Source organism: Actinoplanes sp. NPDC023936 (genome assembly GCF_040639325.1).
Lineage (GTDB): Bacteria > Actinomycetota > Actinomycetes > Mycobacteriales > Micromonosporaceae > Actinoplanes.
Genome location: NZ_JBEZZR010000052.1, coordinates 1 through 22,131, shown reverse-complemented (window position 1 = coordinate 22,131; position 22,131 = coordinate 1). Strand labels below are relative to the sequence as shown.

Below are 22,131 nucleotides of genomic sequence, written 5' to 3'. Positions count from 1 at the left end.
GACCGGACGGGACCGATGATCAGACTGAGTTCGGCGCCCGCCGGCGTCACGCGGATCAGCGTGACCGGGGAGATCGACATGGACTCCGCCGACGAACTGGCGGCAGCGCTGCGGGCCGGTGCGGAGCGGGGCGGTACCCGTACCCTCGTCGTGGATTTCGCCGGAGTGACGTTCTGTGACTCGTCGGGGATCCGGGTGCTCGACGAGGCGTACGCGATGGCCGCCCGGCGCCGGATCGCCCTGCAACTGGTGGAGGTGCAACCTCAGGTCCGCCGGGTGCTGGAGATCGTCGGCATGACCGCGCTGCTCGCGCACTCGTGAATGATGATCCACCCGAGTGGGTAGAGAGCCGGGTGTGACTCGGAATGACGACGACACGGCGCAGCATCGGACCACCTCGACGATGCACGACACCGCCGCCCAGCTGGAACGGACGGAGGCCCTGATGCACGCGGCCGCCGAACGGTCGCCGGATCCGGCCACGAAGGCGCGGCAGCACGCGCTCGCCGACCGGATCACCGCGCAGGCCAAGGCGATCGACCGCCGGGCGGACGATCTCGACGACGCCTAGGGGCTCGCGTGGTCACCCGCCGGTAGCGGCTCCACCAGCGCGAACGGGGCTCCCAGCACGCCCGACGGGGTCTGCACGTGATACCGGGTGCGGCCCCGTTTCACGATCGTGCCGACCAGCCCGTCGTAGCGTCCGCCGCCGGTCAGCCGTACCCGCTCCCCCACGCCGAGCGCCCGGCCGGCGGGAACGGCGGCCGGTGCGCCGGCGGGGTCGCGCTGCCGGATCCGCGCCAGCTCCGCGGTGTAGGACGGCAGCATCGGCGCCGGCCGACCCCGGTACGTCCAGGTGAAGATCGCTGACTCGTCGAACCGGGGCGAACAGTCCAGGCACGACCGCACCCGGGACGGGCGGCGGTGCGCGGTCGTGCGATGCCCGGCGGGGCAGGTGCCCACCCAGTCCCCGTCCACCCGTGGCGCGTCCTCCGCGACGCACCGCGTGCCGGAGCAGCCGATCCGCAGCGCCGTCGCCCGCCACACCCGGTCGTGGCCGTGCTGCGGGCCGGCGAGCGCGTGCGCGATCTCGTGCAGCACGGTGTCGGTGACCTGCTCGGCGGCGTAGAGGCGGATCAGCGGCCGGGACAGGCCGATCTCCTTGCGGTCGTGGCGGCACACCCCGGCGCGGGTCTTGGCGTCGTCGAACACCAGTTTCCAACCGGCGAGCCGGTGTTTGCGCATCAGGCCGGTGGCGAGTTCCCGGGCATCGGTCAGATCCACGCGGCTACGTTATCCGCCCGGCATTGTCCTCCGGCCGGCACCGTCCTGCGGCCGGCACCGTCATCCGGCCAGCACCCAGCGGCCCCGGCCGAGCCGCTTCGCCTCGTACATCGCCATGTCAGCGGTCCGCAGCACGTCGGCGCCGTCGAGCTGACCGTACGCCGCGATGCCCACGCTCACCCCGATGTCGAGCAGCTCACCGCGGAACGGGATCGGCTGCGCCACGTCGGACAGCACCCGTTCGGCGAGGTGGACCGCCTCCTCCTCGGGCAGGTCCGGGCAGAACAGCACGAACTCGTCGCCGCCGAGGCGTACCACCAGGTCCGTGCCGCGGACCGCGCTCGACAGCCGGGCCGCCACGGTGGCCAGCACGACGTCGCCGGCGTGATGCCCGTACCTGTCGTTGACCTGCTTGAAGCCGTCGAGGTCGAGGTAGAGCACGGCGACCGGCCCGGAGCGGGCCCGTTCCATCTCGGTGGTGAGCACGGCCCGGTTCGCCAGCCCGGTGAGCGCGTCGTGGCGGGCCCGGAACGCCAGCTCGGCCTGGGCCTTCTCCTGCTCGCGAACCGCAGTGGTGAAGCGAGTGAGCACGAAGCCGGTGCTCAGGGCGGTGGCGATCAGCGCGGCCATCGCCTTGCTGGCGACGCCGTTCTCCATCAGCGCCAGCGTCGGCGCGGTCAGCAGCGCCAGGCCCAGGAAGAGCACCCGAGACGGATGCAGGAGGTTCAGCTGTTCGCCGGTGCGCGTCAGTTCCGCCCGCTGCGGGTGCACGCACGCCCCGACGATGAGCGCGTTGCCGAGAATGATCAGCGGCCCGATGCGCTCCACGAGGCCGTAGTCCACGAAGTACGGCAGCACGTTGTAACCGATGTCCACGGCCAGGTACAGCATCACCGCGCCGAGCAGCAGCCGGGTCGGAGCGCCACGGTCGCCGGGCGAGAACGCGATGAACAGCACCCCGGCGAGCAGCACGATGTCCGCGATCGGGTAGAGCGGCGGGATGATCGTCTCGGCCAGGCTCAGTCCCGTGTTCAGGTTCGGCAGGATCAGGAACTGCCAGCTCGCCAGCCCGGCGGCCACGGTCAGCGTCAGGCCGTCGAGCACGGCGCTGCGCAGCCGGCCCGGCGCCCGGTGCCGGGCCATCAGTGTCAGGGCCACCGCGAGCAGCGGATATCCGCCCAGCCAGCAGGCGTCGGCCAGACCGACCGGCGGCACGCTGGACCGGTAGTAGTAGGCCAGCTCGATCACGTCACCGCTCAGCCACAGCGTCTGGGAGGCGGCGATCAGCGCCCACGGCAACCGCTGCGGGCCCGGTTCCATCCGGGCGACCGCGTGCCAGGCGATCGCGCACAGCGCCAGGTAGACGGCGACGTAAAGGACGTTGCCGGGGGTGGTGTCGTACTTGACGATCGACCCGGCGACGGCCACCGCCGTGACGCCGATCAGAAGCCAGGTCCTGCGAGCTGCCATGGACCGACTGTCGGCAGGCGGTGGCCGTTCCTGCGGGGTAACCGAGGTGCGTTACGCCACGTCGAGCGTGGGGTAGTCGATGTAGCCGCGACCGTCGGGCGCGTAGAACGTGCTCGGGTCCGGCGCGTTCTCCCCGGCCTCGGTGGCCCAGCGCACGGCCAGGTCGGGGTTGGCGATGACCGGGCGGCCGATCGCCACCGCGTCGCCGATTCCCTCGTCGACGAGGCGGGTCGCCTCCTCGCGGGTGGTCTGGACGCCGAACCCGCTGTTGACGATCGCCGGGGCACCGACCGCGTGCCGGAACTTCTGGACCAGCTCGCCGGCCGGGTCGGCGTGCAGGATGTCGACGAACGCCAGCCCGAGCGGGGCGAGGCCCTCGGCCAGCGCGGTGTAGGTGGCGGCGACGTCGGACGGGTCGGTCTCCAGGGCGCCCTGGATGTTGTGCTCCGGGGAGACCCGCAGACCGGTGCGGTCCGCGCCGATGGCCTCGGCGACAGCCGTGACGACCTCGATGGTCAGGCGGGCACGGTTGGCCGGCGAGCCGCCGTACTCGTCGGTGCGGGTGTTCGCGGCCGGCGAGAGGAACTGGTGCAGCAGGTACCCGTTGGCGCTGTGCAGCTCCACGCCGTCCAGACCGGCCGCGATCGCGTTGCGGGCCGCCGCGACGAATCCGGCGACGATGACCGGGATCTCATCACGATCCAAGGCTTCCGGTACGGGGTGATCGGCCTTGCTGCCGTCGGGAAGCCGGACCTCGCCCGGGGCGGCGATGGCGCTGGGCGCGACGATCCGGCCGGTGCCGCCGATCTCGGGGTGGGAGATCCGGCCGCCGTGCATGATCTGCATGACGATCGTGCCGCCGGCCTCGTGCACGGCGTCGGTGACCCGGCGCCAGCCGGCCACCTGCTCGGCGGTCTCGATGCCGGGCTGGCCGATCCAGGTGCGGCCCTCGCGTACCGGCCAGGTGCCCTCGGTGACGATCATGCCCAGCGAGGCGCGCTGCCGGTAGTGCTCGACCAGCAGGTCGCCGGGGACGCCCTCGACGCCGGCGCGCAGCCGGGTGAGCGGCGCCATCACCATGCGGTTGCGCAGGCGCAGGGCGCCCAGCTCCAGGGGCGTGAACAGCTTCGACATGTGGTCCTCGTTCTCGTTGCAGGACGATCTCTACGAGGAACCGTAACGCCAAGTGGTACTGGGTCCCACTTGAGGACCGAGTACGATGCTGTTGTGAACGACACAGCGAAGAGGCCGACCCTGCGGCAGCGGACCCGGCAGGCGATGCGTGACGAGGTCAGCGCCATCGCGACGCGGCTCTTCGCCGAGCAGGGCTGTGACAACACCACCGTGGAGCAGATCGCCGCCGAGGCCGGGCTCTCCCGCACCACGTTCTTCCGCTACTTCGGCGCCAAGGAGGACGTGGTGCTGACCTGGCTGGAGGACCTCGGCCCGGCGCTCGTGGCCGCGTTCCGCGCGCGACCCGGCGACGAGCATCCGTGGACCTCGCTGCGCCGCACGTTCGACCTGTTCACCGCCATGAACGCGGACGCGCCGGAGCGTTCCCTGTCGTTCATGCGGATGCTCCAGGAGAGCCCGACGATGACGGCTCGCTACGCGGAGAAGCAGCAGACCTGGGAGGACCTGCTGGTCCCCCTGGTCGCCGAGCGCCTGGCCGGAGACCTGCCCGCCGACCGGGACCCGGCGCCCCGGGCGCTCGTCGCGTCCGCGCTGGCCTGCTACAACGCGGCCATGCAGGCGTGGGGTGCGGGCGAGGGCACGGGCTCGCGGGACGACCTGCTCGACCGCGCCATGAACGTCCTGCGCGACTGACGGTCAGAAGGTCACGACCACCTTCTCCGCGGCGCGTTCAGGACGGTGAGACGCCGCCAGGTTGTCGGCGATGGTGAAGGACGCCGCGCATTCGGTGCACACGAGCCGCCCGAACAGCCGGGTCAGACACGTAGCGAATCAACAGCAAGTCAAGTCAAGTCAAGTCAACAGGTGCTCTCCTCGACGACAGGTTGATGCAGCAACACGTCAACTCGACGGCATCAAGAAGTTGAGTCGCTCGTCTGCCATGCCCGGCGCTATCTCCAGGATCTCGGCGTCAACCACCCGATGCTCGACGAACGGGTCGCCCGCTACCCGTTGCCGCAACGCTGGCAGCGTCGTGTTGTGCGCCAGAACCGCACCACCGAGACCCGGCTGGATGCCGCCGACCAGGAGGAACACCTGATCGTGCAGACCTTGCTTGATCCAGTCCTGATGACCGGGCATGTGCTCGGCGACGGCTGCCTTGTTCTCGGCGAATCGCAGTAAGACGATGAACATCCCATTCCCCCTCATAGTGACATCGCGGTGACGATCCAGGGGCGTCAGCACGTGGCGAGCCAGGCCTCGAGACGGTCCACTTCACGGCGTACGAAATCCTCGTCGCCGAAGGCGTTGGCAAGGGTCGCGACACCTTGACTGAACGTGAGCACGTGCATCGCCATCGCATCGGCGTCCGTCTCATGCCCGAGCGCGGTGAACTGTTCACCGAGCCAGTCGCGGAACAACGTGAACAGCGCGGTCGCCTCCGGCCGCGACGGATGACGCAACTTCGCCAGCTCCGCGGTGAGAGTCCCGACCGGACATCCGAAGGCACGGATGTCCGGCCCGTTGGTCACGACGATGCGGATGAACAGCCGGATCCGCTCGGCGGGATCGCCCGACTCGTCCGCCCAGGAGCGCAGCATCTCGCGGGTGGCCTCGACCCGTGACGCGATCACCGCGGCCAGGATCTCGTCCTTGGTCTTGAAGTGGTAGTAGAAGTTGCCTCGCGAGATGCGCACGGCCTCCGCGATCGCCGCGAACGACGTGTGCTCGAAACCGTGCTCGTAGAACAGCCGGTCCGCAGCCGCGACGATCTGTTCACGCGTTCCCATCACCGATCCCCCTTTAGGACGACCGTCCTAAGAGTGAGAGTCTAGGACGGCCGTCCTAAAGCCTTACGGGTGGGGGTCAGCTCCCGGTGATCGACCAGTGCCACGGCTCGGACGGCAGGTTCACGAGGCCGTACCGGCCGGCGTTCGCGGCCATCCAGACGAAGCCCGGGTTCTTGCGGCTGTTGATGCCCTTCCCGCCCGACGTCATGTCGATCGCCAGGCCGAGCTCGTGCAGGGACCGCCCGGGGATCGCGGTCGGCACCCGGCACGACGAGGCGGGCGCGGTCCAGACGTCCGGGCAGCCGTTCGACTTGCGCAGGGCGATCTGCTGCTGCTTCGTGCGGAAACCGCCCCCGGACAGCTTGATGCCGGCCTTCGCGGCGTCGTCGATCATCCGCTGGAACGGGACGGCCACGATCTTGTTGACGGTCACCCCGTACACCCGGGTGGTCTGTGCCGTGGTGAAGTTGGCGCGTGTCTGCGTGACCACCTGCTCGCTGAGGGCGGTCGCCTGCGCGGCCAGCGCGGAACGGGTCTTCGGCCAGGCCTTCACCGACGCCTCGGCGTTGGCGACAGCGGTGACGGCCGTCTGGTGCGCGGTGACGGCGGCGGTCACCTGGCGCTTCGCCCCGCCGGACGCGGTGCGGGCGGCCGACAGCGCCGTGGCGCTCCGCCGCGCGGCGGCCGCACGGGACCGCATCTGCGCGTCGGCGGCCGTCCATGCCTTCTGCGCCTTCGCGACCCGGTTGCCGCTGTAGGGGCGCTGTTTCTTCGCGGCGCTCACCGCCTTGCGCGCCGCCACCGTCACGGTCTTCGCGGCGGCGTGCTTCGACCGGGCGACCTGGTCCGCGCTCGTCGCGCGGGTCAGGGCCGCGGTGGCGGCGGCCTCGGCCTTGCGGGCCGCGACGACTGTGGCATTTCGCGTGGTCACGGTCTTGCGCATGGCGGGCAGTCGCGCGGTGAGCGTGGCGTGCGCCGTCTCGAGGGTGAGCTTGCGGGTCATCACCTTCGACCAGGTGGTGCCGGCTTCCGCCGTCGCTTTCGCCGTGACAGCTGCCGTTACAGTCGCTCCGGCTTTCGCCGTGACAGCTGCCGTGGCCTTCGCCGGGACTGCGGCGGCTGCTTCCGCCGGGACTGCGGCGGCTGCTTCCGCCGGGACCGCGCCGGCGAGGACTGCCAGCGTGGCCAGGACCGGACCCAGAACAAGCCGTCGTCTCACGGTGGTGACCCCTCCCCATCATGCGGACGAGTCGTATCGGCGTGCTCAGCCCCCGGTTGAGGAATCGCCGCCGGCCCAGAAGTTCCATTCCTCGGGGCTCGTGATCGTCACACCCTCGGGCAGGACGAATAGCGTGCTCACGGTGCCGGCCACGGTGAACGGCGTGAAGTCATGCTCGGTGAGCATCCGGTGAAGGAACTCGGCGACGCCGATGTCATATCGGTGCCAGGGCTCGAGGCTGTCCTTGCGGGCAACAACCGGCCATGTGTACGGGTCGACGCGCGCATCCGCCAGCCAGTAGTACTCCCCCTCGGTCAAGTCGTCGCCCCAGCGCAGCAGGCCTGGCGGGCGGGGCCGTGGTACATGCCGTAGGGCGCGTAGAGGTGGTCGAACTGCGGGTTCTTCCGGTGCATCCGGAACCAATAGAGCACGCTGTCCACGGCCGTCGGGGTCAGGAGCCGGAGAAAACCGTTGAAATAGCCGCCGCCGAAGAGCGCGCACAATTCCCGGAAGTCGGGCGGAACGGCGACGCCAAGCTCAGAATCGACGGGGGCCCAGGCGATGTCACGCGGTTCCGGGCGAGCACGGGTCACTTCCACGATCCGCTGAACCCATGACATGGCCGCCATTCAACACCATCTACACCCGATAGTCCCCTGCCTCTCCGCGCCGCCCCGACCCGCCGCCGCGCCTCCCCGCCCCCACGCGACCTTGGCGAGTTGGTCTCGTCCTGCGCGTGTGTCCAGCGTGTGCGTAGGTCGCCAAGATCGCGGGTGGGCCGGAGCGCGGCCGCGGGTGGCCGGGGCGCGGCCGGGAGCCGCCGGAGCGCGGCCGCGGGTGGGCCGGAGCGCGGCCGGGGGTGGGCCGGAGCGCAGCCGGGAACCCCGGAGCGGCCGGGGCGCGGCAAACTTCTCGGTGCGCGTCACTCCGAGCGCATCATCGCCGCCGAGGGCTACCCGACGGCGACCAGGGCCAGGGCCGCCCGTCAGCGCGAACCGTTGTCACCCTGCGTGCCGGCATCCGAGGTAAACGTCGCGCTTACCGGAAACCGGCGGACGTTCCAGGCCCCGCAGAATCACGCAAACCCCACAGCGCTCCGCCACCGCCGGAACCCAGCGTGACACGCAACGACATCGCCGCACGCCGGGCGCCGCACGCCGGGTTCCCGACTTGTGACCCCCCAGCGCCCACCGCCAGCCCCACCCAGCCCCACCACCGTCTATTGACGTGATCCACGACTCATATTAACGTGACGTCACGGCCGTGTTTATAACGTTTCACATTCGCAACTCCCCCGATTGTCGCTGATTAACAGCCCTAGGCGAAACGCTTCGATTCGTCAAGAGCACACGCCCCGCCGCCGCGCTTTGAAACGATTTCACTTTGGAGCCGCCGTGCCCCGCCCCCTCCTGCCCGCCCGCACTGCCGCAGCTCTGCCGACCACCGCCGTCCCCACCCCGGCCCTCGCTCACCCGATCACCGGCGCGCCGACCGCACCGCGCACCGACGGCGACGCGTGGATCGGCCGCGCCCCTACACGGTTGACGTCACCAGCGCGCTGAAGCCCGGCGTCAACACGATCAGCGTCGGCGTCACCAAGACCCTCACCAACACCCTCGCCAACTCCCGCAACAAGATCCTCCCGTCCGGCTGGGCCGGACCGGGCCGGACCGGTCACCCTGCGCCCGCAAGCAGTCATCACCGCGACCCTCCTGGAGAAGACCCGATGAAACGCCGTTCCGTTCTCGCCCTCGGCGCCGCCGGCGCCGCCGCCGCGGCCCTCCCCTGGCCCTCGGCCGCCGCCGCTCACCAGGCCGGCGCCCTGAAGCCGTTCGAGGCCGGCGCCAAGTTCCGCTGGTGGTGGCCGCACGGCCTGGTCGACCCGGTCGAGATCGCCCGCGAGATCGACCAGATCGCCGACGCGGGGTTCGCCGGCATGGAGATCCAGGACGTGCACCACAGCATCCGCGGCGGCGTCGACCTCGATCCGGCCGGGCACGGCTGGGGCACGCGGCCCTGGCGCGACGCCGTCGAGGCCGCGCTGCGCCAGGCCAGGAAGCGCGGCGTGACCATCGACCTCGCGGTCGGCCCGAGCTGGCCCGCCGCTGTCCCCGGCATCACGCCGGAGTCGCCGGCCGCCGCGAAGGAGCTGGTGCACACCGTCACGCCCTTCACCGGCGGCATCACCGCGCCGGTCGACACCTCCGTTTTCGCGGTGCAGATCGCCCGGCTGGTCTCCGGCACCACGCTCGACCCGGCCTCCGTGCAGACGATCACCCCGGTCGGCGGCCAGGTGCAGGTCACCGTCGGCGAGGGTAACTGGTTGCTCTTCACGTACACGGTCCGCGGCTCCGGGCAGGAACCGGAGGGCGGCCCGCACACCGACCCGGACTCCTACGTGGTCGACCACTTCAGCAGAGCCGGCACCACGGCGATCATCGACGCCTGGAACGAGCTGGTCCTGACCCGGAGCATCCGCACGCTGCTGCGCGACGCCGGCGGCGACCTGTTCGAGGACTCCCTCGAACTGGAGACCGACTGGACGCTGTGGACGCCGGACATGCCCGCCGAGTTCGCGAAGCGCACCGGCACCGACCTGCTGCCGCTGCTGCCGATCCTGCTCAACCCCAAGGGCAAGTACCTCTACTCGTTCGCGGCCGATCCCACCAACCACGCGCGGGACGCGTTCAACCAGGTGCTCTCCGACCTGTACCACGAGAACCACCTGATCCCGCTGCGCGACTTCGCGCACTCGCTCGGCCTGAAGCTGCGGGCCCAGCCGTACGGGCTCTCCACCGACGCGATCCGCAGCGCCACCCTGCTCGACGTGGCGGAGAGCGAGTCGCTCGGCTTCAAGAACCTGGACGATTACCGGGTGCTCGCCGCGGCCCGGGACATGGCCGGGAAGAAGGTGCTCTCCTGCGAGGCGGCCGCCTACGCGAACGGCGCCTACAGCACCACCTGGAACAAGGTGCTGCAGACGATGGGCAGCGTGTTCGCCGGCGGGGTCAACCAGGCGGTCCTGCACGGATTCGCCTACAAGGACGCGCCCGGTGCGGCGTGGCCGGGGTTCGCGGCGTTCTCGCCCTACAACGGCAACGGCATCGGCTATGCGGAGGCGTGGGGCCCGCGTCAGCCGACGTGGCGGCACGCCCGGGACGTGTCCGGGTGGTTCGCCCGTACCCAGGAAGTGCTCCAGACCGGAACCGCCCGCGCCGACCTGGTGTTCTTCCGGCAGAAGGGCTGGACCGCGACCGGGATCGGCGCGCCCTGGGCCACCAACGACGGCATCCCGATCGGCTGGACGCACGGTTTCGCCGACGAGGCGTCGCTGTCGCTGCCGGCCGCGAAGGTCCGCGACGGCCGGCTCGGCCCGCCGCGCTACAAGGCGATGATCCTCGACGGGGACGCGTTCCGGGGCAAGGACCACACCCTGTCGGTACGGGGCGCGCAGCAGCTCCTGTCGTTCGCCCGGAAAGGGCTGCCGACCATCGTGATCGGCAACTGGTCCGACGTGCACCCCGCGGAGTTGCAGCCCCTGTTGCAGCAACTGCTCGCCCTGCCGGTCGTCCGCAACGTCGCCGACCAGACCGGGATCCCGGCCGCCCTGGAGGAGCTCGGGGTGAAGCGGGACGTCGAGTACGCGCGGTCGTCGCTGATGACAGTGCGCCGGGTCGACGGGGACGACGACTACTACTACCTGGCGAACGCCCGGCACGCCGAGAACCGGGTGATCCCGGCGATCGACCACGACGTGTGGCTGACCACCGAGTCCCGGTCGTCGGTGCCGGTCGTCATCAACGCCTGGACGGGCGCCCGGGAGGGGATCGCCCACGAGCGGGACGGTCACCGGGTCCGCCTCCGTGTCGCGTTGCAGCCGGGCCAGTCCCGTCTCATCGCCTTCGAGCGGCGTCGCGTGCCGGTGCCGAGCCGGACGTTCACCGATGTCGCTCCGGTGACGACGCCGTGGGAGCTGGAGGTCGAGGACTGGCAGCCCAGCGGCGTGACGAAGCACCAGGTGACGCTCACCGAGCTGGTGCCCTGGTCCGCCATCCCGGAACTGGCCGACGTCTCCGGCATCGGCCGGTACCGCACCACGATCACCGCGGCGTCGCCGACGACCGCGCTGCTCGACCTCGGCAAGGTGGTCGACACCTGCCGGGTCCGGCTCAACGGCCGCCGGCTGCCCCCGATCGACGTGCTGGCGCCGGTCGCCGACCTGCGCCTGCGCCGCGGCGTCAACACCATCGAGGTCGAGGTCGCCACCACCCTGCTCAACCGGCTGCGCACCACCAGCCCGTCCGTCTTCGGCATCGCCGCACGCCAGGCCTACGGCCTGCTCGGCCCGGTCACCCTGAGGTACTACCGATGAGACGTCGCACCGCCGCGTGACCCGAATTCGCGTTCTCCGGGTGCGGAGCGGGCTCACCCCGTACCCTCCGAGCTGTCCTCGTCGTTCGTGACGCAGGAGCGCCTCGCGAGGGAGTCACACATATCATGACGTCCGCGATGAAACGGCCCCGAGCGGCCGGCAGCGACTTCGCCGCCCTGAACCGGCGGATCGCCGAGGCGGGGCTCCTCGATCGGCGGCCGGCCTACTACGCCGTACGGATGACGGTGGTGGCGGCGCTCTTCGCGGGCGTCGGGGTGGCGTTCGTGATCCTCGGTGAGTCGTGGTGGCAGCTCGCCGTCGCCGCGCTGATGGGTGTCGCGTTCACCCAGGTCGGCCTGCTCGCCCACGACGTGGCGCACGGCCAGGTGTTCCGGACCCGCCGGTACAGCTGCCTGGTCGGCCGGATCGCCGGCAACGTCGCGGTGGGGATGAGTTACGGCTGGTGGCAGGAGAAGCACACCCGCCACCACAACAACCCCAATCACGACGACCTGGACCCGGACGTGCAGCCCGAGGTGCTGATCTGGGCCACCCACTCGGCGCTCGGGCGGCACGGGCTGAGCGCGTTCGTGAACCGCCACCAGGCCGGCCTCTTCTTCCCGCTGCTGACGCTGCTCAGCCTCGACCTGCGCATCTCCAGCGTGAAGGCGCTGCGCCGGCCGGGCATGCGACGCCGCGGGCTGGAGGCCGGCCTGCTGGCGCTGCACGCGGTCGCCTACCTGGGCGCGCTCGCGGTGGTGCTGACCCCGTGGCAGGCGGCCGCGTTCTTCGTCGTGCACCAGGGCGTCTTCGGCGTCTACCTCGGCATGACGTTCGCCCCGAACCACAAAGGCATGCCGCACCCCGACGGCACCGAGGACTACCTGCGCAAACAGGTGCTGACCTCGCGCAATGTGACAGGCGGCCGGCTGATCGACGCGGCACTGGGCGGGCTGAACCACCAGATCGAGCACCACCTGTTCCCGGCGATGCCCACCCCGAACCTGCGCCGGGCCAAGCCGATCGTGCAGGCGTACTGCGCGGAGCTCGGCGTCCCCTACGCGGAGACCGGCCTGATCGAGTCCTACCGCCAGGCGCTGCGCTACCTGCACGAGGTCGGCGAACCCCTGCGGCGGAAGGCCTGAGAGGTCAGAACCAGCAGGGGTGGCCCTCGCGGGCGCCGTTCGTCGTCAGCGTCTGCTCGTCGGCGCCGTCGGCCCGCTCGATGACCACCGCCGGATGGTTGAGGTCGCCGCGCACGTAGGCCAGCCACGTCCCGTCCGGCGACCAGGTCGGGTCCATCTCGCGGGTCGCGTCGCTGGTGACCGGCTTGGCGTTGGAGCCGTCCGGTTCGACCGACCAGATGTCGTAGTTGTCGTCGATCTTGCGGGTGAACAGGATCAGGCTGCCGTCCGGGGAGATCGCCGGGTCCACCGCGTCGCCGAGGCCCGGGTCCGTGACGGCGCGGTTGTCGGAGACGCCGCTCACCGAGATCTTCCAGAGGGACCGGACGCCGTCGATCTTCGCCCAATAGATGATCGACTTCCCGTCGGGGGTCCAGACCGGGTCGTCCTTGTCGTTCGCCGAGACGGTGATCTGCTCGGCCGGGCCGCCGTCGATCGGCATCGTGAAGATCTGCGGGACGCCGTTGCGCACCTTGACGTAGGCGACCGTCCGGTTGTCCGGCGACCACACGACCCGGCCGCCGGTGACGCCGCCGACGAGCTTGCGGCGGTTGCCACCGTCGCGGTCCATCACGTAGATCTCGTTGGTCCGGTCCGGGTTCCGGTGCGTCAACGCGATCATCGAGCGGTCGTTCGACCAGCGCGGGAGGGTGTCGCCCGGCTCGGTGCCGGTCAGCGGCTCGCGCTTGCCGGTGGCCGCGTTCAGCGTCTGGATCGTCGGTTGCCAGCTCGCCGAGCCCATCGGGCCGCCGGTGTCGACGCGGATCACCAGGTTGGCCTCGGGGATCCCGCCCGGTCCGGCGGCGCTCGCCGATCCGCCCGGTCCGGCGGCCTCACCCTCGCGCGCGTCGGACAGCGACGAGGAGATCGCGACCCCGGCGACAGCGGACACCACGATCATCACCACGAATCCGGCCATCGCCGGCACCGGCGGGCGCCGGCCGGGCGCGGCATCCGCCCCCGGGGCAGCCGCGATGAACTGCGTGCCCGGCTCCACCGCTTGCGAGGGTACGGCCGGAGCAGCGTCCCCGGACACCCCGCCGAACTGGTGCTCCGCCGCACGGGCAGCGGCCTCGGCCTCGGCGGCGGCCCACGGGTCGACGGGCGTGCGCAGGTCGGTGAAGTCCAGCTTCTCCGGCCCCCGCAGCGACAACCCGAGACGCTCAGCCGGCGACCGCGGCCGATCCGGCGCCGCGGCGGCCGGCTCCCCCGGAACCGGCGAACCGGGCCCGGCCGGCACCGTCGTCGCACCTGACCCGGCCGGCACGGTGGTCGCACCCAGCGCGGGTGCGCCCGGCGCGCCCGGGGAGCCGCCGGCCGGCTCGGTGGCGGCGGTCTCGGTGCGCGGGCCGCCGCTGGACACCACGGCTGCCGACTCGCGGCGGGAGATCTCCGAGGCCGCGCCGGCGGTCGCCGCACTCCCCCGCGACGCCGCGACATGCTCCTCGGAGGGCTCGTCCACGGGAGATTTCCCCGTACCCGCGGAAGCCGGGCCCGCGGAAGCCGGACCCGCGGAAGCCGGACCCGCGGAGTCGGCGACGGCCGGCGCACGGCGGCTGATCGAGGCGGCGCCCAGCGCGACACTCAGCTCCGGATGCGCGTCCGCGGCGACCAGCGGGCCGAACTCGTCCGCCAGCACGCGCCGGACCAGCGGGATCCGCGACGACCCGCCGGCCAGCAGGATCCCGCTGAGATCGTCCGCGGTCACGCCCGCCGACCGCAGCGCCCGCCGGGTCGCGTCGGCGGTGTCGCGGACCGGCAGCGCGATCAAGCCCTCGAACACCGAACGGCTGATGCGCACGCGGGTGTGCCGCCCCGGAACCGCGACCGCCACCGTCACCTCGGTGTCGAACGACAGCGACTCCTTGGCCTCCACGCAGTCCCGCCGCAGCCGGGCGAGCGCCGGCGCGGTCTCCGGATCGCCGAGATCGACCCCGTCGAGGGCGCCGAGCACATGGGCGTAGACGGCCGCGTCGAAGTCACCGCCGCCGAGCTGGTCGACCCCTTCCGGCGTGCCGAGCAGCGTGAACGTGTCACCCTCGCGGCGCAGCACGGCCACGTCGAAGCCGCTGCCGCCGAGGTCGTAGACGGCCACCGTCTGCCCGGACGCGACGTTGCGCCAGCGGGCCACCGCCTCGGGCTCGCTGAGCAGCCGCACCGGGCCCGCGTCGGCGAGCCGGATCGCCTGGTCCAGCTGCTCACGTTTGTACGGACCCCAGTACGCCGGGTAGGTCAGCGCCACCCGCGCGGGCGGCCCGCCCTGGCCGCGGGTCACGGTGTCGAGCACGAAGCGCAGCAGCTTGCCGGTGAGCGCGTGCGCGGAGAACGGCATCCCACCGGCCAGGATGGGCACCGAGTCGCCGAGCCGCCGTTTGAACTCGCGGGCCAGCCGGCCGGGCTCGTCCCGGCCGCGCCGCTCGGCGGCCTCGCCGACGAGCAGCTCGCCGTCGTCCTTGACGAACACCGCGGACGGGATCTCCATCCGGCGCGCGCCCAGCCGGACCGACTCGACGTGCCCACCGGTGCTCACGGCCGCCGCCGTGTGGGTGGTGCCGAGATCGATGCCCAGGCCGTAGTCCGCTGTCACCACACCGACCTTAGGGGTTCATCGCCGGCACTTTCATCCTCCGGTCGGTGGGCTGGTGTACACGGCCGGATCCCCCTGCTTGATCCACACTTGTGGACTGTCGATCGGCAGGAACGACCGGTCGCCGCCCGGCTCCCGGCTGGTCGGCACGGTGTCGCCGTTCGGCAGGTGCATGATGAAGTTGACCGGCTTCGTGTCGTCGGCGAGCGGGATGTCGTACTCCGCCCAGTCGTCCCCGATCCGGGTCGGCGGCATCGGCTTGTCCCAGGTGATGCGGGCCAGCAGCGCCGGGTCCACGCCGTCGCCCCACAGGTGCAGGCCCCATCCGGCGTAATCGCCGGCCGGCCGCTGGTAGCGCAGGGTGGCGATCTCCACCGGCGGCCCGGCGTACCGGACCGTGCGCACCTCCCCGGCTCGCCCGTTCAGCACCGCCCGGTACCGGATCGCCGTGCCGGCTGTCAGATTCAGGGCAGTCAGATCGTCGACGGCGGTGTACGCGGGTGACGAGCTGTCGGTGCCGACCGGGGTCCACGCGCCGCCGGCGATGCTGCGGTCGATCCGGACCACGTGGGTGCCGCGTTCCGGGTCGGCGACCGCGCGCACCTCGAGGCGGCCGCGCACGTTGCTGCCCTCGGCCGGGGCCTCGATCGTCAGCCGCGGCGCCGGGACGCGGGCGGCGCGCGGCGCGCTGGTCGCGGTGTGCCCGCGGTTGTCCAGCACGACCGCCCGGTACTGCACCTCCGCGCCGGCCGGCAGCGAGCCGACGTCGTGGAACACCCGGTAGGGCGCGGTGTCGTCGGTGCCGATCGGCGTCCAGGCGCCGCCGCCGCTGCGGGCGTAGAACGTGACCTCGTAGAACGACGAGCCGCCGACGTCGGCGCCGACCTGGATCCGGCTGGGCGTCTCGGTCGCCGCGACGGGCGCGCTGAGCGCGACGGCGGGGGCCTTCGTCGAGTACGGGATCCGGCCCGCCGACGCGTAGACCACGGCCGACAGCGGCGGGACCGTCACGGTCAGCGTGCCGTTCGCCGTGGCCGCCCGCTGTGCTCCGGTGCCGTACACCCTGGTGAAGGCCTGGCGATCGGCATAGGTCGGGATCGCCGCGGTGGCCGGCTGCTCGCTGTTGTTGAGCGCCACCACGTACTCGCGCTGCTGGTCGCGGCCGATCCGGGAGAACGCGTAGACGCCGGGACCCGCTGACGCGTACCGGTGCTGGTGGGCGCCGTCGCGCAGCGCCGGATGCCGGCGGGTCAGCTCGGCCAGCCCGCTGATCGTCCGGTAGAGCGGATGCGACGCCACGTAGTTGTCCTGCGCGTGGGTGGCGCTCGTGCCGAGCAGGTCGTCGTCGAGGTACTCCGGCACCCGGCTCGCGAACATCGTCTGCCGGGCGTCCTGGTCGCCGCCGGGACCGGTGAAGCCCTGCTCGTCGCCGTAGTAGACGACCGGGTTGCCGCGGGAGAAGTACATCAGCTCGTGGGCGAGCCGGTCCCGGGCCAGCCATTCGGCGTCGCCGGCGCCCGGGTTGTCGGTCACCACGAAGTTGCCGATCCGGCCCATGTCGTGGTTGCCGAGGAAGGTGGGCAGCTCGTAGACGTTGGAGTCGGCGTCGGTGTACCAGTCGTCACCGGCGAAGAACTCCCCCAGCTCGCTCGTCGCGTGGCCGCGCGACGCGAAGTCGCGGGCCGCTGCCTGGAACGGGAAGTCGAGGACCGCCTGCATCCGGTTGCTCGTGGTGTACCGCGAGGTGAAGCTGCGGCTGGTGTCGAAGACCTCGCCGAACATGAAGAACTCGCGCTTGCCCTGCGCGCGGGCGAAGGAGAGCACCTCGGGGCCGAACTTCTGCCAGAACACGTCGTCGACGTGCTTCATCGTGTCGATGCGGAACCCGTCGATGCCGAAGTCCGCGATCCAGGTCTGGTAGATGTCGATCATCCCGCGGACGACCCGCGGGTTCTCGGTGAACAGGTCGTCCAGGCCGAAGAAGTCGCCGTAGTAGGAGTTCTCGCCGGTGAACGTCGTGTCGCCGCGGTTGTGGTAGAGCGTGACGTCGTTGAGCCACGCCGGGTTCTTCAGGTTCTTCTCGGACTCGTCGAGCACCGGCGTGTACGGGAACTGCAGTGGCGGGAACACCCTCGGGTAGTCGCGGTCGTCGAAGGGCGCCCCGTCGGCCGTCCGATAAGGCTCCTGGTCCTTGCTGACGTAGGGCTGCCGCGCGCCCTCCTGATAGCCGATCACGTCGGCCGTGTGGTTCGTGATGATGTCGAAGTAGACCTTCATGCCCTTCGCGTGGGCCGCGTCCACCAGCGCCCGCAGCTCCTCGTTGCTGCCCAGGTGCGGGTCGATCCGGGTGAAGTCGGTGATCCAGTAGCCGTGGTACCCCGCTGACGGCCCGTCCTCCAGCTGCACCGGCTTGTTCTGGAAGCTCGGGGTCAGCCAGATCGAGGTGGTGCCGAGGTCCTGGATGTAGTCGATGCGGTCCCGCAGGCCCTTCAGGTCACCGCCGTTGTAGAAGCCCTTGCGGGTCGGGTCGAACCCGCTGACCAGCGGGTCGTCCGGCAGCCCGCCCCGGTCGTTCGCGGCGCTCCCGTTGGCGAACCGGTCGGCCATCACGAAGTAGAAGTTCTCGTCGGTGACCGGCCCGCGCAGCGCGTGCCGGGCGGGCAGCTGACCCCCGCCGGCGTACGCGGGCGGGGCCGCCAGGGTTCCGGCGGTACCGGCGAGAACGGTGGACAGGATCACGGCGACGGCGCGGCGAATCGACATCTGCGTATACCCCCCGGCCGCGATCGTAAGTGATTTCCGGGCTGTTGCGAGGCCGTTTCGGCGACAGTACCTTGCAGGCAGCGATGTTCGTCGATTCCTTGCCACCCGGGGGGTTATCATGCCGATCAGCCGTCGCAGCGCTCTCACCGCCGGTCTCGGCGCCGGCCTGGGTGCCGGCCTGAGCACCGGGCTGGGCGCCGGTTTCGGAGCATCCGCCGCCCTGGCCGGCGCTTCGCCCGTACCCGAAGCCGTCGGTTTTGATCTCAATGCGGAGACCTTGGACGGTGGCGAGCAGGTCACCGCTGTCACGCTGCGGACCGCCCGGCTCGGCGGCATCGACCCGGCCAGCGTCACCACCAGCACGTTCCGCGTGCACGCCCGGGCGACCAGCCCGCTGGCGCCCGGCGAGCCGATCTTCAGTGAGTACGACCTGGACCGTACGGTCACCGCGGCCCGCCTCGACCGGCGCGGCAACATCGTCCTGGAGCTGGCGCACGCCGAGGGCCAGGTCGGCGGCGGCACGCTCGGCTATCTGGTCAGCCGGGGCCGCAATGTCCGGCTCGACCTCGTCTACACCATCACGCAGAACACGCCTCTTGTGCTCCGCGGCGGACATCCGGTGACGATCTCCCAGTTCTCGCAGGGCCGGTTGTCGAATCCCGAGGTGGACGCGTTCAGCTACCACGAATCCGCGTCCGGGATGAAATATCGCCTGTACGCCCCGCGCGGCCGCGGCAGGCGTCCCCTCGTCGTCTGGCTGCACGGCGGCGGCGAGGGCGCGTCCCTGCCGGACGGCTACTACGACAACGAGACCACGCTGCGGGCCAACCGGGGCGCGCTCGGCTTCGCCACCCCGGAAGCCCAGCGGATCTTCGACGACGCGTACGTGGTGGCGCCGCAGAGCTTCTCGTACTGGATGGCGGACGGCGACCGGTTCGCCCCGCTGATCCGCGAGATCATCCGCGACGTGGCCCGCCGGCGCCCGGTCGACCCGCGCCGGATCCACGTCGTGGGCTGCAGCAACGGCGGCTACATGTCGATGAAGATGACAGTGGCCTATCCGGGGCTGTTCGCCTCCTCGATCCCGATCTGCGGCATCGTCACCGGGCTGATCTCGGACTCGGAGCTGGCCGGCATCCGCACCCCGTCCTGGCTGGTGACGTCGCTCGACGACGACACCGTCCCGCCGCAGCCCAACACCGTGCACGCCGCCGAGGTGATCCCGGGCGCCCGGGTGACGCTCTACGACCACGTGATCTGGAACGGTCACCCGTTCCCGGGCCACTGGTCGTGGATCTACGTGGCCCGCAACGAGCGCCGCTACTGGCAGTGGATGGCCCACCAGCGGCTCACCCGATGACGTTGTAGTCCCTCAGGAGCATCCTCACCGGCATGCTGCCCGCTCGCCCGCTGGACAGGATCGCCTCGACCGCGGCCCGTCCCGCCGGATCCAGATCGGCCAGGGTGACGCCCTCGGCGATCGGCCCGCCGGGGAACGCCGCGGTCAGGATCGCCCGGACGAAGCGCTCGTCGTCGTCCGGACCGGCGGCCGTCCATCGGACGACCAGGGCCGCGACCCGGTCGTCCGCGTTCTCCGGATCCAGGCGCCCCACCGTGTATGCGGCCATCGCGCTCATGTCCCGATAGGCGAAGACGAACCAGTCGAGGTCCTCCGGCCCGGCGAACAGGCAGTCGTAGATCTGCTCGATCACCCGGCGGCCGGGGCGCGGCACGAGCGCGGCGTAGGACAGGGCGGCGGCGCTCCGGACCGGGGGCTCCGGGTGGTCGAGGAAGACCCATACCCGATCGATCAGGTCGTGGTCCTGGGCCCGGCCGGCGACACCGGCCGCCATGACCGCGTTCATCAGCACCCGCTCGTCGGTCTCGTGGTCCAGCACATCGGCAATCGCCCGCACCGCGATCGTGTGCCCGGGCTCCTCGTCGCCGAACCAGGAGAGCAGCTTGACCGCCCAGATCCGCATCGCGAAACTATCGTGGCCGAGCGTCGCGACGTAGAACGGGATCCCGACGCTCACCGCGTCGATCGCGTCGATCCACCAGCGTAGCGACGCCCGGTGCCGGTCGAGGCCGGCCAGCCGCACCCGGAACTCCAGCGCCCGGCGCTCACTGTCGTCGCGCGCCTCGGCGGCCTTCGACAGCAGGTGATCGCGGTAGTCGTCCGGGCTCATCCGCTCGAGACGGGCCAGGAAGGCGCGCATCGCGGCGATGTCCGGCGGCCGGGCGAACCAGCGCTCCTCGTCGCCGCACACCAGATCCGACAGGATCGAGAACGCCCCGGTCGGCCCGTGCCTGCCGCCGCCTGCGGCGATTTCCAGGAGGAACGGCGCGACGTGCGCCGCGGCCTCGTAGACGGTTCCCTCCGCGAGCAGCCGGAAGCTCAGCTCCTCGTAGGCCGCCCAGTGCTCGTCCCAGTCGTCGGAGCACAGCTGCCGCAACAGTGCCGGCATCTCCTCGCGCGGGCCGCGAGCCATCTCGAGGGACGGCCAGTCCACCTCTCCCGCCCGAAGATCATCAAGTCTCACCCGAAGATGATCAACGGAGTCGGTGAACGAAGGGCGAAAAACCGGTTGACGCCGCCGATATTCTGATCCTCCGTGCCTGAGGGCCGGGAGGGGCTCCACCCCTTCCCACCTCAGGAGCCGCAATGCGCCGGGCGCCCGCCCTCTCCTTCCTGCTCGTCACCGTCTTCCTCGACCTGCTCGGCCTCGGCCTGATCGTGCCGATCCTGCCCGCGCTGATGACCGCTGTCACCGGCGATCCGGTCACCGCCGTCACCTGGTCCGGGCTGCTCGGCTCGACCTACGGCGTCCTGCAGTTCGCCGTCGCGCCGCTGCTCGGCCGGCTCGCCGACCGCTACGGCCGGCGCCCGGTCCTGCTGGTCTCGCTCGGCTGCCTGGGCGTCGACTGGCTGGCCCACGCCGCCTGCCCGCAACCGTGGACGCTGCTGCTCTTCCACGCGCTGGCCGGCGCCTTCGCGGGCACGAACACCGTTGTGAACGCGTACGTCGCCGACGTCACCCCGCCGGAGGGGCGAGCCCGGGCCTACGGCCGGATCGGGGCGGCGGCCGGCCTCGGGTTCGTCGCGGGGCCGGTGCTCGGCGGCCTGCTCGGCGGGATCGACGTGCGCCTGCCGTTCCTGGCCGCGGCCGGGCTGTCGTTCGCCGACGCGGCCTACGGCTGGTTCGTGCTGCCCGAGTCGCGGCCGCCCTCCGCGGGCACGGCGGCCTCCCCGCGCAGCGTGCTCTCCTCGCGCGGCGTGCTCTCCCCGCGCGGTGTGCTCTCCCCGCGCGGCGTGCTCTTCCTGCGCAGCGGGCTTTTCCCGCGCGGCGTCAACCCCGTCGGCGCGATCATCGTCGTTCTGCGGCGGCCCGTGCTGGGGCGCCTCGCGTACGCGCGGCTCTGCTCCGACGTCGCCCGGATGACGCAGCAGTCGGTGTGGACGTTCTTCCTCGCCTACCAGTTCCGGTTCAGCACCACCCAGGCCGGCCTGGTGATGGCCGCCGGGGCACTGGCCGGGGCGCTCTTCCAGTACCGCGCGGCCGGCCCGATCGTCCACCGCCTCGGCGACAAGCGAGCCGCCGTGACCGGTACCCTGATCACCGCGGCCGCCCTGGCCGGAACCGCGATGGCCACCACCCCGCCGACGCTCTACCTTTGCCAGGCCATCGGCGTCCTCGGCTCGATCGCCGGAGCGGCCGGCCAGTCCTGGATCTCCCGCACCATCCACCCCGGCGAGCAGGGCACCGTGCAGGGCGCGCTGACCGCCCTGAGTGCGCTCGCGGAGGCAGCCGTCCCGGTAGCGGCGGGAGCCGCCTTCGCGTGGTCGCTGACCCACGCCTCCCCCACCCTGATCTTCGCGGCGGCCGCCACCCTGACCGCGGCCGCAGCCGTCCTGCAGGCGACAACTCCCGCCCCGCCCGCGGTGAGGCGAAGCCCGTCATCCCCCAGTTAGCCGCTGGCACGGGCGGTCAGCGCACGCATGTTTCGGCTAGTAGCTAGCACGAGCTACGGCCGGGTGGCGCCAGCCGTAGGCCAGAGCGGTTACCCGGGCTTGATCACATGCCTGGGCTACGGCCGGGCGGCGCCGGCCGTAGGCCCGAGCGGTTACCCGGGCTTGATCACATGCCTGGGCTACGGCCGGGTGGCGCCAGCCGTAGGCCCGAGCGGTTACCCGGGCTTGATCACATGCCTGGGCTACGGCCGGGCGACACCCAATGCCACTTAGCTTAAGTTGATCTTGCTGGTTGGCGGGTTACGGGATAGAAGCGGATCGTTGCTGGTCCGGGGTGGCGGGTGCTGGCGGGTTC

General features: G+C 71.4%; 18 protein-coding genes. 7 read left to right on the top strand and 11 right to left on the bottom strand.

Annotation, left to right across the window (positions count from 1 at the left end; translation table 11 throughout):
* Positions 1-15 precede the first annotated feature (15 nt).
* Together AB0F72_RS38395 and AB0F72_RS38390 are read left to right on the top strand one after the other, a co-directional pair.
* Complete coding sequence (locus tag AB0F72_RS38395; RefSeq protein WP_360442815.1) at positions 16-321, top strand: STAS domain-containing protein; 306 nt, start codon at positions 16-18, stop codon at positions 319-321.
* Positions 322-355: 34 nt separating this feature from the next.
* Positions 356-571 carry a hypothetical protein gene (locus tag AB0F72_RS38390; RefSeq protein ID WP_360442812.1) on the top strand — a complete coding sequence of 72 codons (216 nt, stop codon included), beginning with the start codon at positions 356-358 and terminating at the stop codon, positions 569-571.
* Here the strand turns inward: AB0F72_RS38390 and AB0F72_RS38385 are convergent.
* From AB0F72_RS38385 to AB0F72_RS38375, 3 genes are read right to left on the bottom strand one after another with little or no spacing between them, the layout of a single operon-like run.
* Positions 568-1,284: a SprT-like domain-containing protein gene (locus AB0F72_RS38385; protein ID WP_360442809.1), complete on the bottom strand. Its 717-nt coding sequence runs from the start codon at positions 1,282-1,284 to the stop codon at positions 568-570. The two genes, AB0F72_RS38390 and AB0F72_RS38385, sit on opposite strands and share 4 nt — an antisense overlap.
* 60 nt (positions 1,285-1,344) lie before the next feature.
* Entirely contained in the window at positions 1,345-2,754 is a 1,410-nt protein-coding gene (locus tag AB0F72_RS38380) for a GGDEF domain-containing protein (protein ID WP_360442806.1), read from the bottom strand.
* 51 nt (positions 2,755-2,805) lie between these two features.
* Positions 2,806-3,888, bottom strand: coding sequence for an alkene reductase (locus tag AB0F72_RS38375; RefSeq protein ID WP_360442803.1), 1,083 nt, complete (start codon positions 3,886-3,888; stop codon positions 2,806-2,808).
* Positions 3,889-3,981: 93 nt separating this feature from the next.
* On the opposite strand from AB0F72_RS38375, the gene AB0F72_RS38370 reads away from it, so the two are divergent.
* Positions 3,982-4,581 (top strand): TetR family transcriptional regulator, encoded by a 600-nt coding sequence (locus AB0F72_RS38370; protein WP_360442800.1) that lies wholly within the window; start codon positions 3,982-3,984, stop codon positions 4,579-4,581.
* 207 nt (positions 4,582-4,788) lie between these two features.
* Here the strand turns inward: AB0F72_RS38370 and AB0F72_RS38365 are convergent, their stop codons facing one another.
* The 5 genes from AB0F72_RS38365 to AB0F72_RS38345 form a co-directional block, all read right to left on the bottom strand.
* Positions 4,789-5,082, bottom strand: coding sequence for a hypothetical protein (locus tag AB0F72_RS38365; protein ID WP_360442797.1), 294 nt, complete (start codon positions 5,080-5,082; stop codon positions 4,789-4,791).
* A 44-nt stretch (positions 5,083-5,126) separates the two neighbouring features.
* Entirely contained in the window at positions 5,127-5,678 is a 552-nt protein-coding gene (locus tag AB0F72_RS38360) for a TetR/AcrR family transcriptional regulator (RefSeq protein WP_360442794.1), read from the bottom strand.
* 76 nt (positions 5,679-5,754) lie between these two features.
* Positions 5,755-6,897 (bottom strand): M15 family metallopeptidase, encoded by a 1,143-nt coding sequence (locus tag AB0F72_RS38355; protein WP_360442791.1) that lies wholly within the window; start codon positions 6,895-6,897, stop codon positions 5,755-5,757.
* 45 nt (positions 6,898-6,942) lie between these two features.
* A complete protein-coding gene (locus tag AB0F72_RS38350; protein ID WP_360442789.1) occupies positions 6,943-7,215 on the bottom strand; it encodes a hypothetical protein in 273 nt (90 codons plus the stop codon).
* Complete coding sequence (locus AB0F72_RS38345) at positions 7,212-7,517, bottom strand: hypothetical protein (protein ID WP_360442786.1); 306 nt, start codon at positions 7,515-7,517, stop codon at positions 7,212-7,214. The genes AB0F72_RS38350 and AB0F72_RS38345 overlap by 4 nt, the downstream gene beginning before the upstream one ends.
* 896 nt (positions 7,518-8,413) lie before the next feature.
* Between AB0F72_RS38345 and AB0F72_RS38340 the strand changes: the two genes are divergently transcribed.
* Together AB0F72_RS38340 and AB0F72_RS38335 are read left to right on the top strand one after the other, a co-directional pair.
* Positions 8,414-11,269, top strand: coding sequence for a glycosyl hydrolase (locus tag AB0F72_RS38340; protein WP_360442783.1), 2,856 nt, complete (start codon positions 8,414-8,416; stop codon positions 11,267-11,269).
* Between the two features lie 125 nt (positions 11,270-11,394).
* Positions 11,395-12,414, top strand: coding sequence for an acyl-CoA desaturase (locus tag AB0F72_RS38335; protein WP_360442780.1), 1,020 nt, complete (start codon positions 11,395-11,397; stop codon positions 12,412-12,414).
* Between the two features lie 4 nt (positions 12,415-12,418).
* Here AB0F72_RS38335 and AB0F72_RS38330 read toward each other — a convergent pair whose 3' ends face one another.
* Entirely contained in the window at positions 12,419-15,040 is a 2,622-nt protein-coding gene (locus tag AB0F72_RS38330; RefSeq protein WP_360442778.1) for an Hsp70 family protein, read from the bottom strand.
* A gap of 33 nt (positions 15,041-15,073) precedes the next feature.
* Complete coding sequence (locus AB0F72_RS38325) at positions 15,074-17,803, bottom strand: alpha-amylase family glycosyl hydrolase (RefSeq protein WP_360442775.1); 2,730 nt, start codon at positions 17,801-17,803, stop codon at positions 15,074-15,076.
* Positions 17,804-17,921: 118 nt separating this feature from the next.
* Between AB0F72_RS38325 and AB0F72_RS38320 the strand changes: the two genes are divergently transcribed.
* On the top strand, positions 17,922-19,163 hold the full coding sequence (locus AB0F72_RS38320; RefSeq protein ID WP_360442772.1) for a PHB depolymerase family esterase: 1,242 nt from the start codon (positions 17,922-17,924) through the stop codon (positions 19,161-19,163).
* Here AB0F72_RS38320 and AB0F72_RS38315 read toward each other — a convergent pair.
* Complete coding sequence (locus AB0F72_RS38315; RefSeq protein WP_360442769.1) at positions 19,153-20,346, bottom strand: hypothetical protein; 1,194 nt, start codon at positions 20,344-20,346, stop codon at positions 19,153-19,155. The two genes, AB0F72_RS38320 and AB0F72_RS38315, sit on opposite strands and share 11 nt — an antisense overlap.
* 122 nt (positions 20,347-20,468) lie before the next feature.
* Here AB0F72_RS38315 and AB0F72_RS38310 point away from each other — a divergent pair, with 122 nt between their 5' ends.
* The gene (locus AB0F72_RS38310; protein WP_360442766.1) at positions 20,469-21,776 is read left to right on the top strand and encodes an MFS transporter; all 1,308 of its coding nucleotides are present in this window, start codon (positions 20,469-20,471) and stop codon (positions 21,774-21,776) included.
* The last annotated feature ends 355 nt before the right edge of the window (positions 21,777-22,131 follow it).

Excerpts from the sequence above, each read along its gene's own strand:
- AB0F72_RS38360 (WP_360442794.1), bottom strand. The coding sequence starts at position 5,678 with ATGGGAACGCGTGAACAGATCGTCGCGGCTGCGGACCGGCTGTTCTAC.
- AB0F72_RS38375 (WP_360442803.1), bottom strand. The coding sequence starts at position 3,888 with ATGTCGAAGCTGTTCACGCCCCTGGAGCTGGGCGCCCTGCGCCTGCGC.
- AB0F72_RS38320 (WP_360442772.1), top strand. The coding sequence starts at position 17,922 with ATGCCGATCAGCCGTCGCAGCGCTCTCACCGCCGGTCTCGGCGCCGGC.
- AB0F72_RS38395 (WP_360442815.1), top strand. The coding sequence starts at position 16 with ATGATCAGACTGAGTTCGGCGCCCGCCGGCGTCACGCGGATCAGCGTG.
- AB0F72_RS38345 (WP_360442786.1), bottom strand. The coding sequence starts at position 7,517 with ATGTCATGGGTTCAGCGGATCGTGGAAGTGACCCGTGCTCGCCCGGAA.
- AB0F72_RS38310 (WP_360442766.1), top strand. The coding sequence starts at position 20,469 with ATGCGCCGGGCGCCCGCCCTCTCCTTCCTGCTCGTCACCGTCTTCCTC.
- AB0F72_RS38325 (WP_360442775.1), bottom strand. The coding sequence starts at position 17,803 with ATGTCGATTCGCCGCGCCGTCGCCGTGATCCTGTCCACCGTTCTCGCC.
- AB0F72_RS38365 (WP_360442797.1), bottom strand. The coding sequence starts at position 5,082 with ATGTTCATCGTCTTACTGCGATTCGCCGAGAACAAGGCAGCCGTCGCC.
- AB0F72_RS38335 (WP_360442780.1), top strand. The coding sequence starts at position 11,395 with ATGACGTCCGCGATGAAACGGCCCCGAGCGGCCGGCAGCGACTTCGCC.
- AB0F72_RS38380 (WP_360442806.1), bottom strand. The coding sequence starts at position 2,754 with ATGGCAGCTCGCAGGACCTGGCTTCTGATCGGCGTCACGGCGGTGGCC.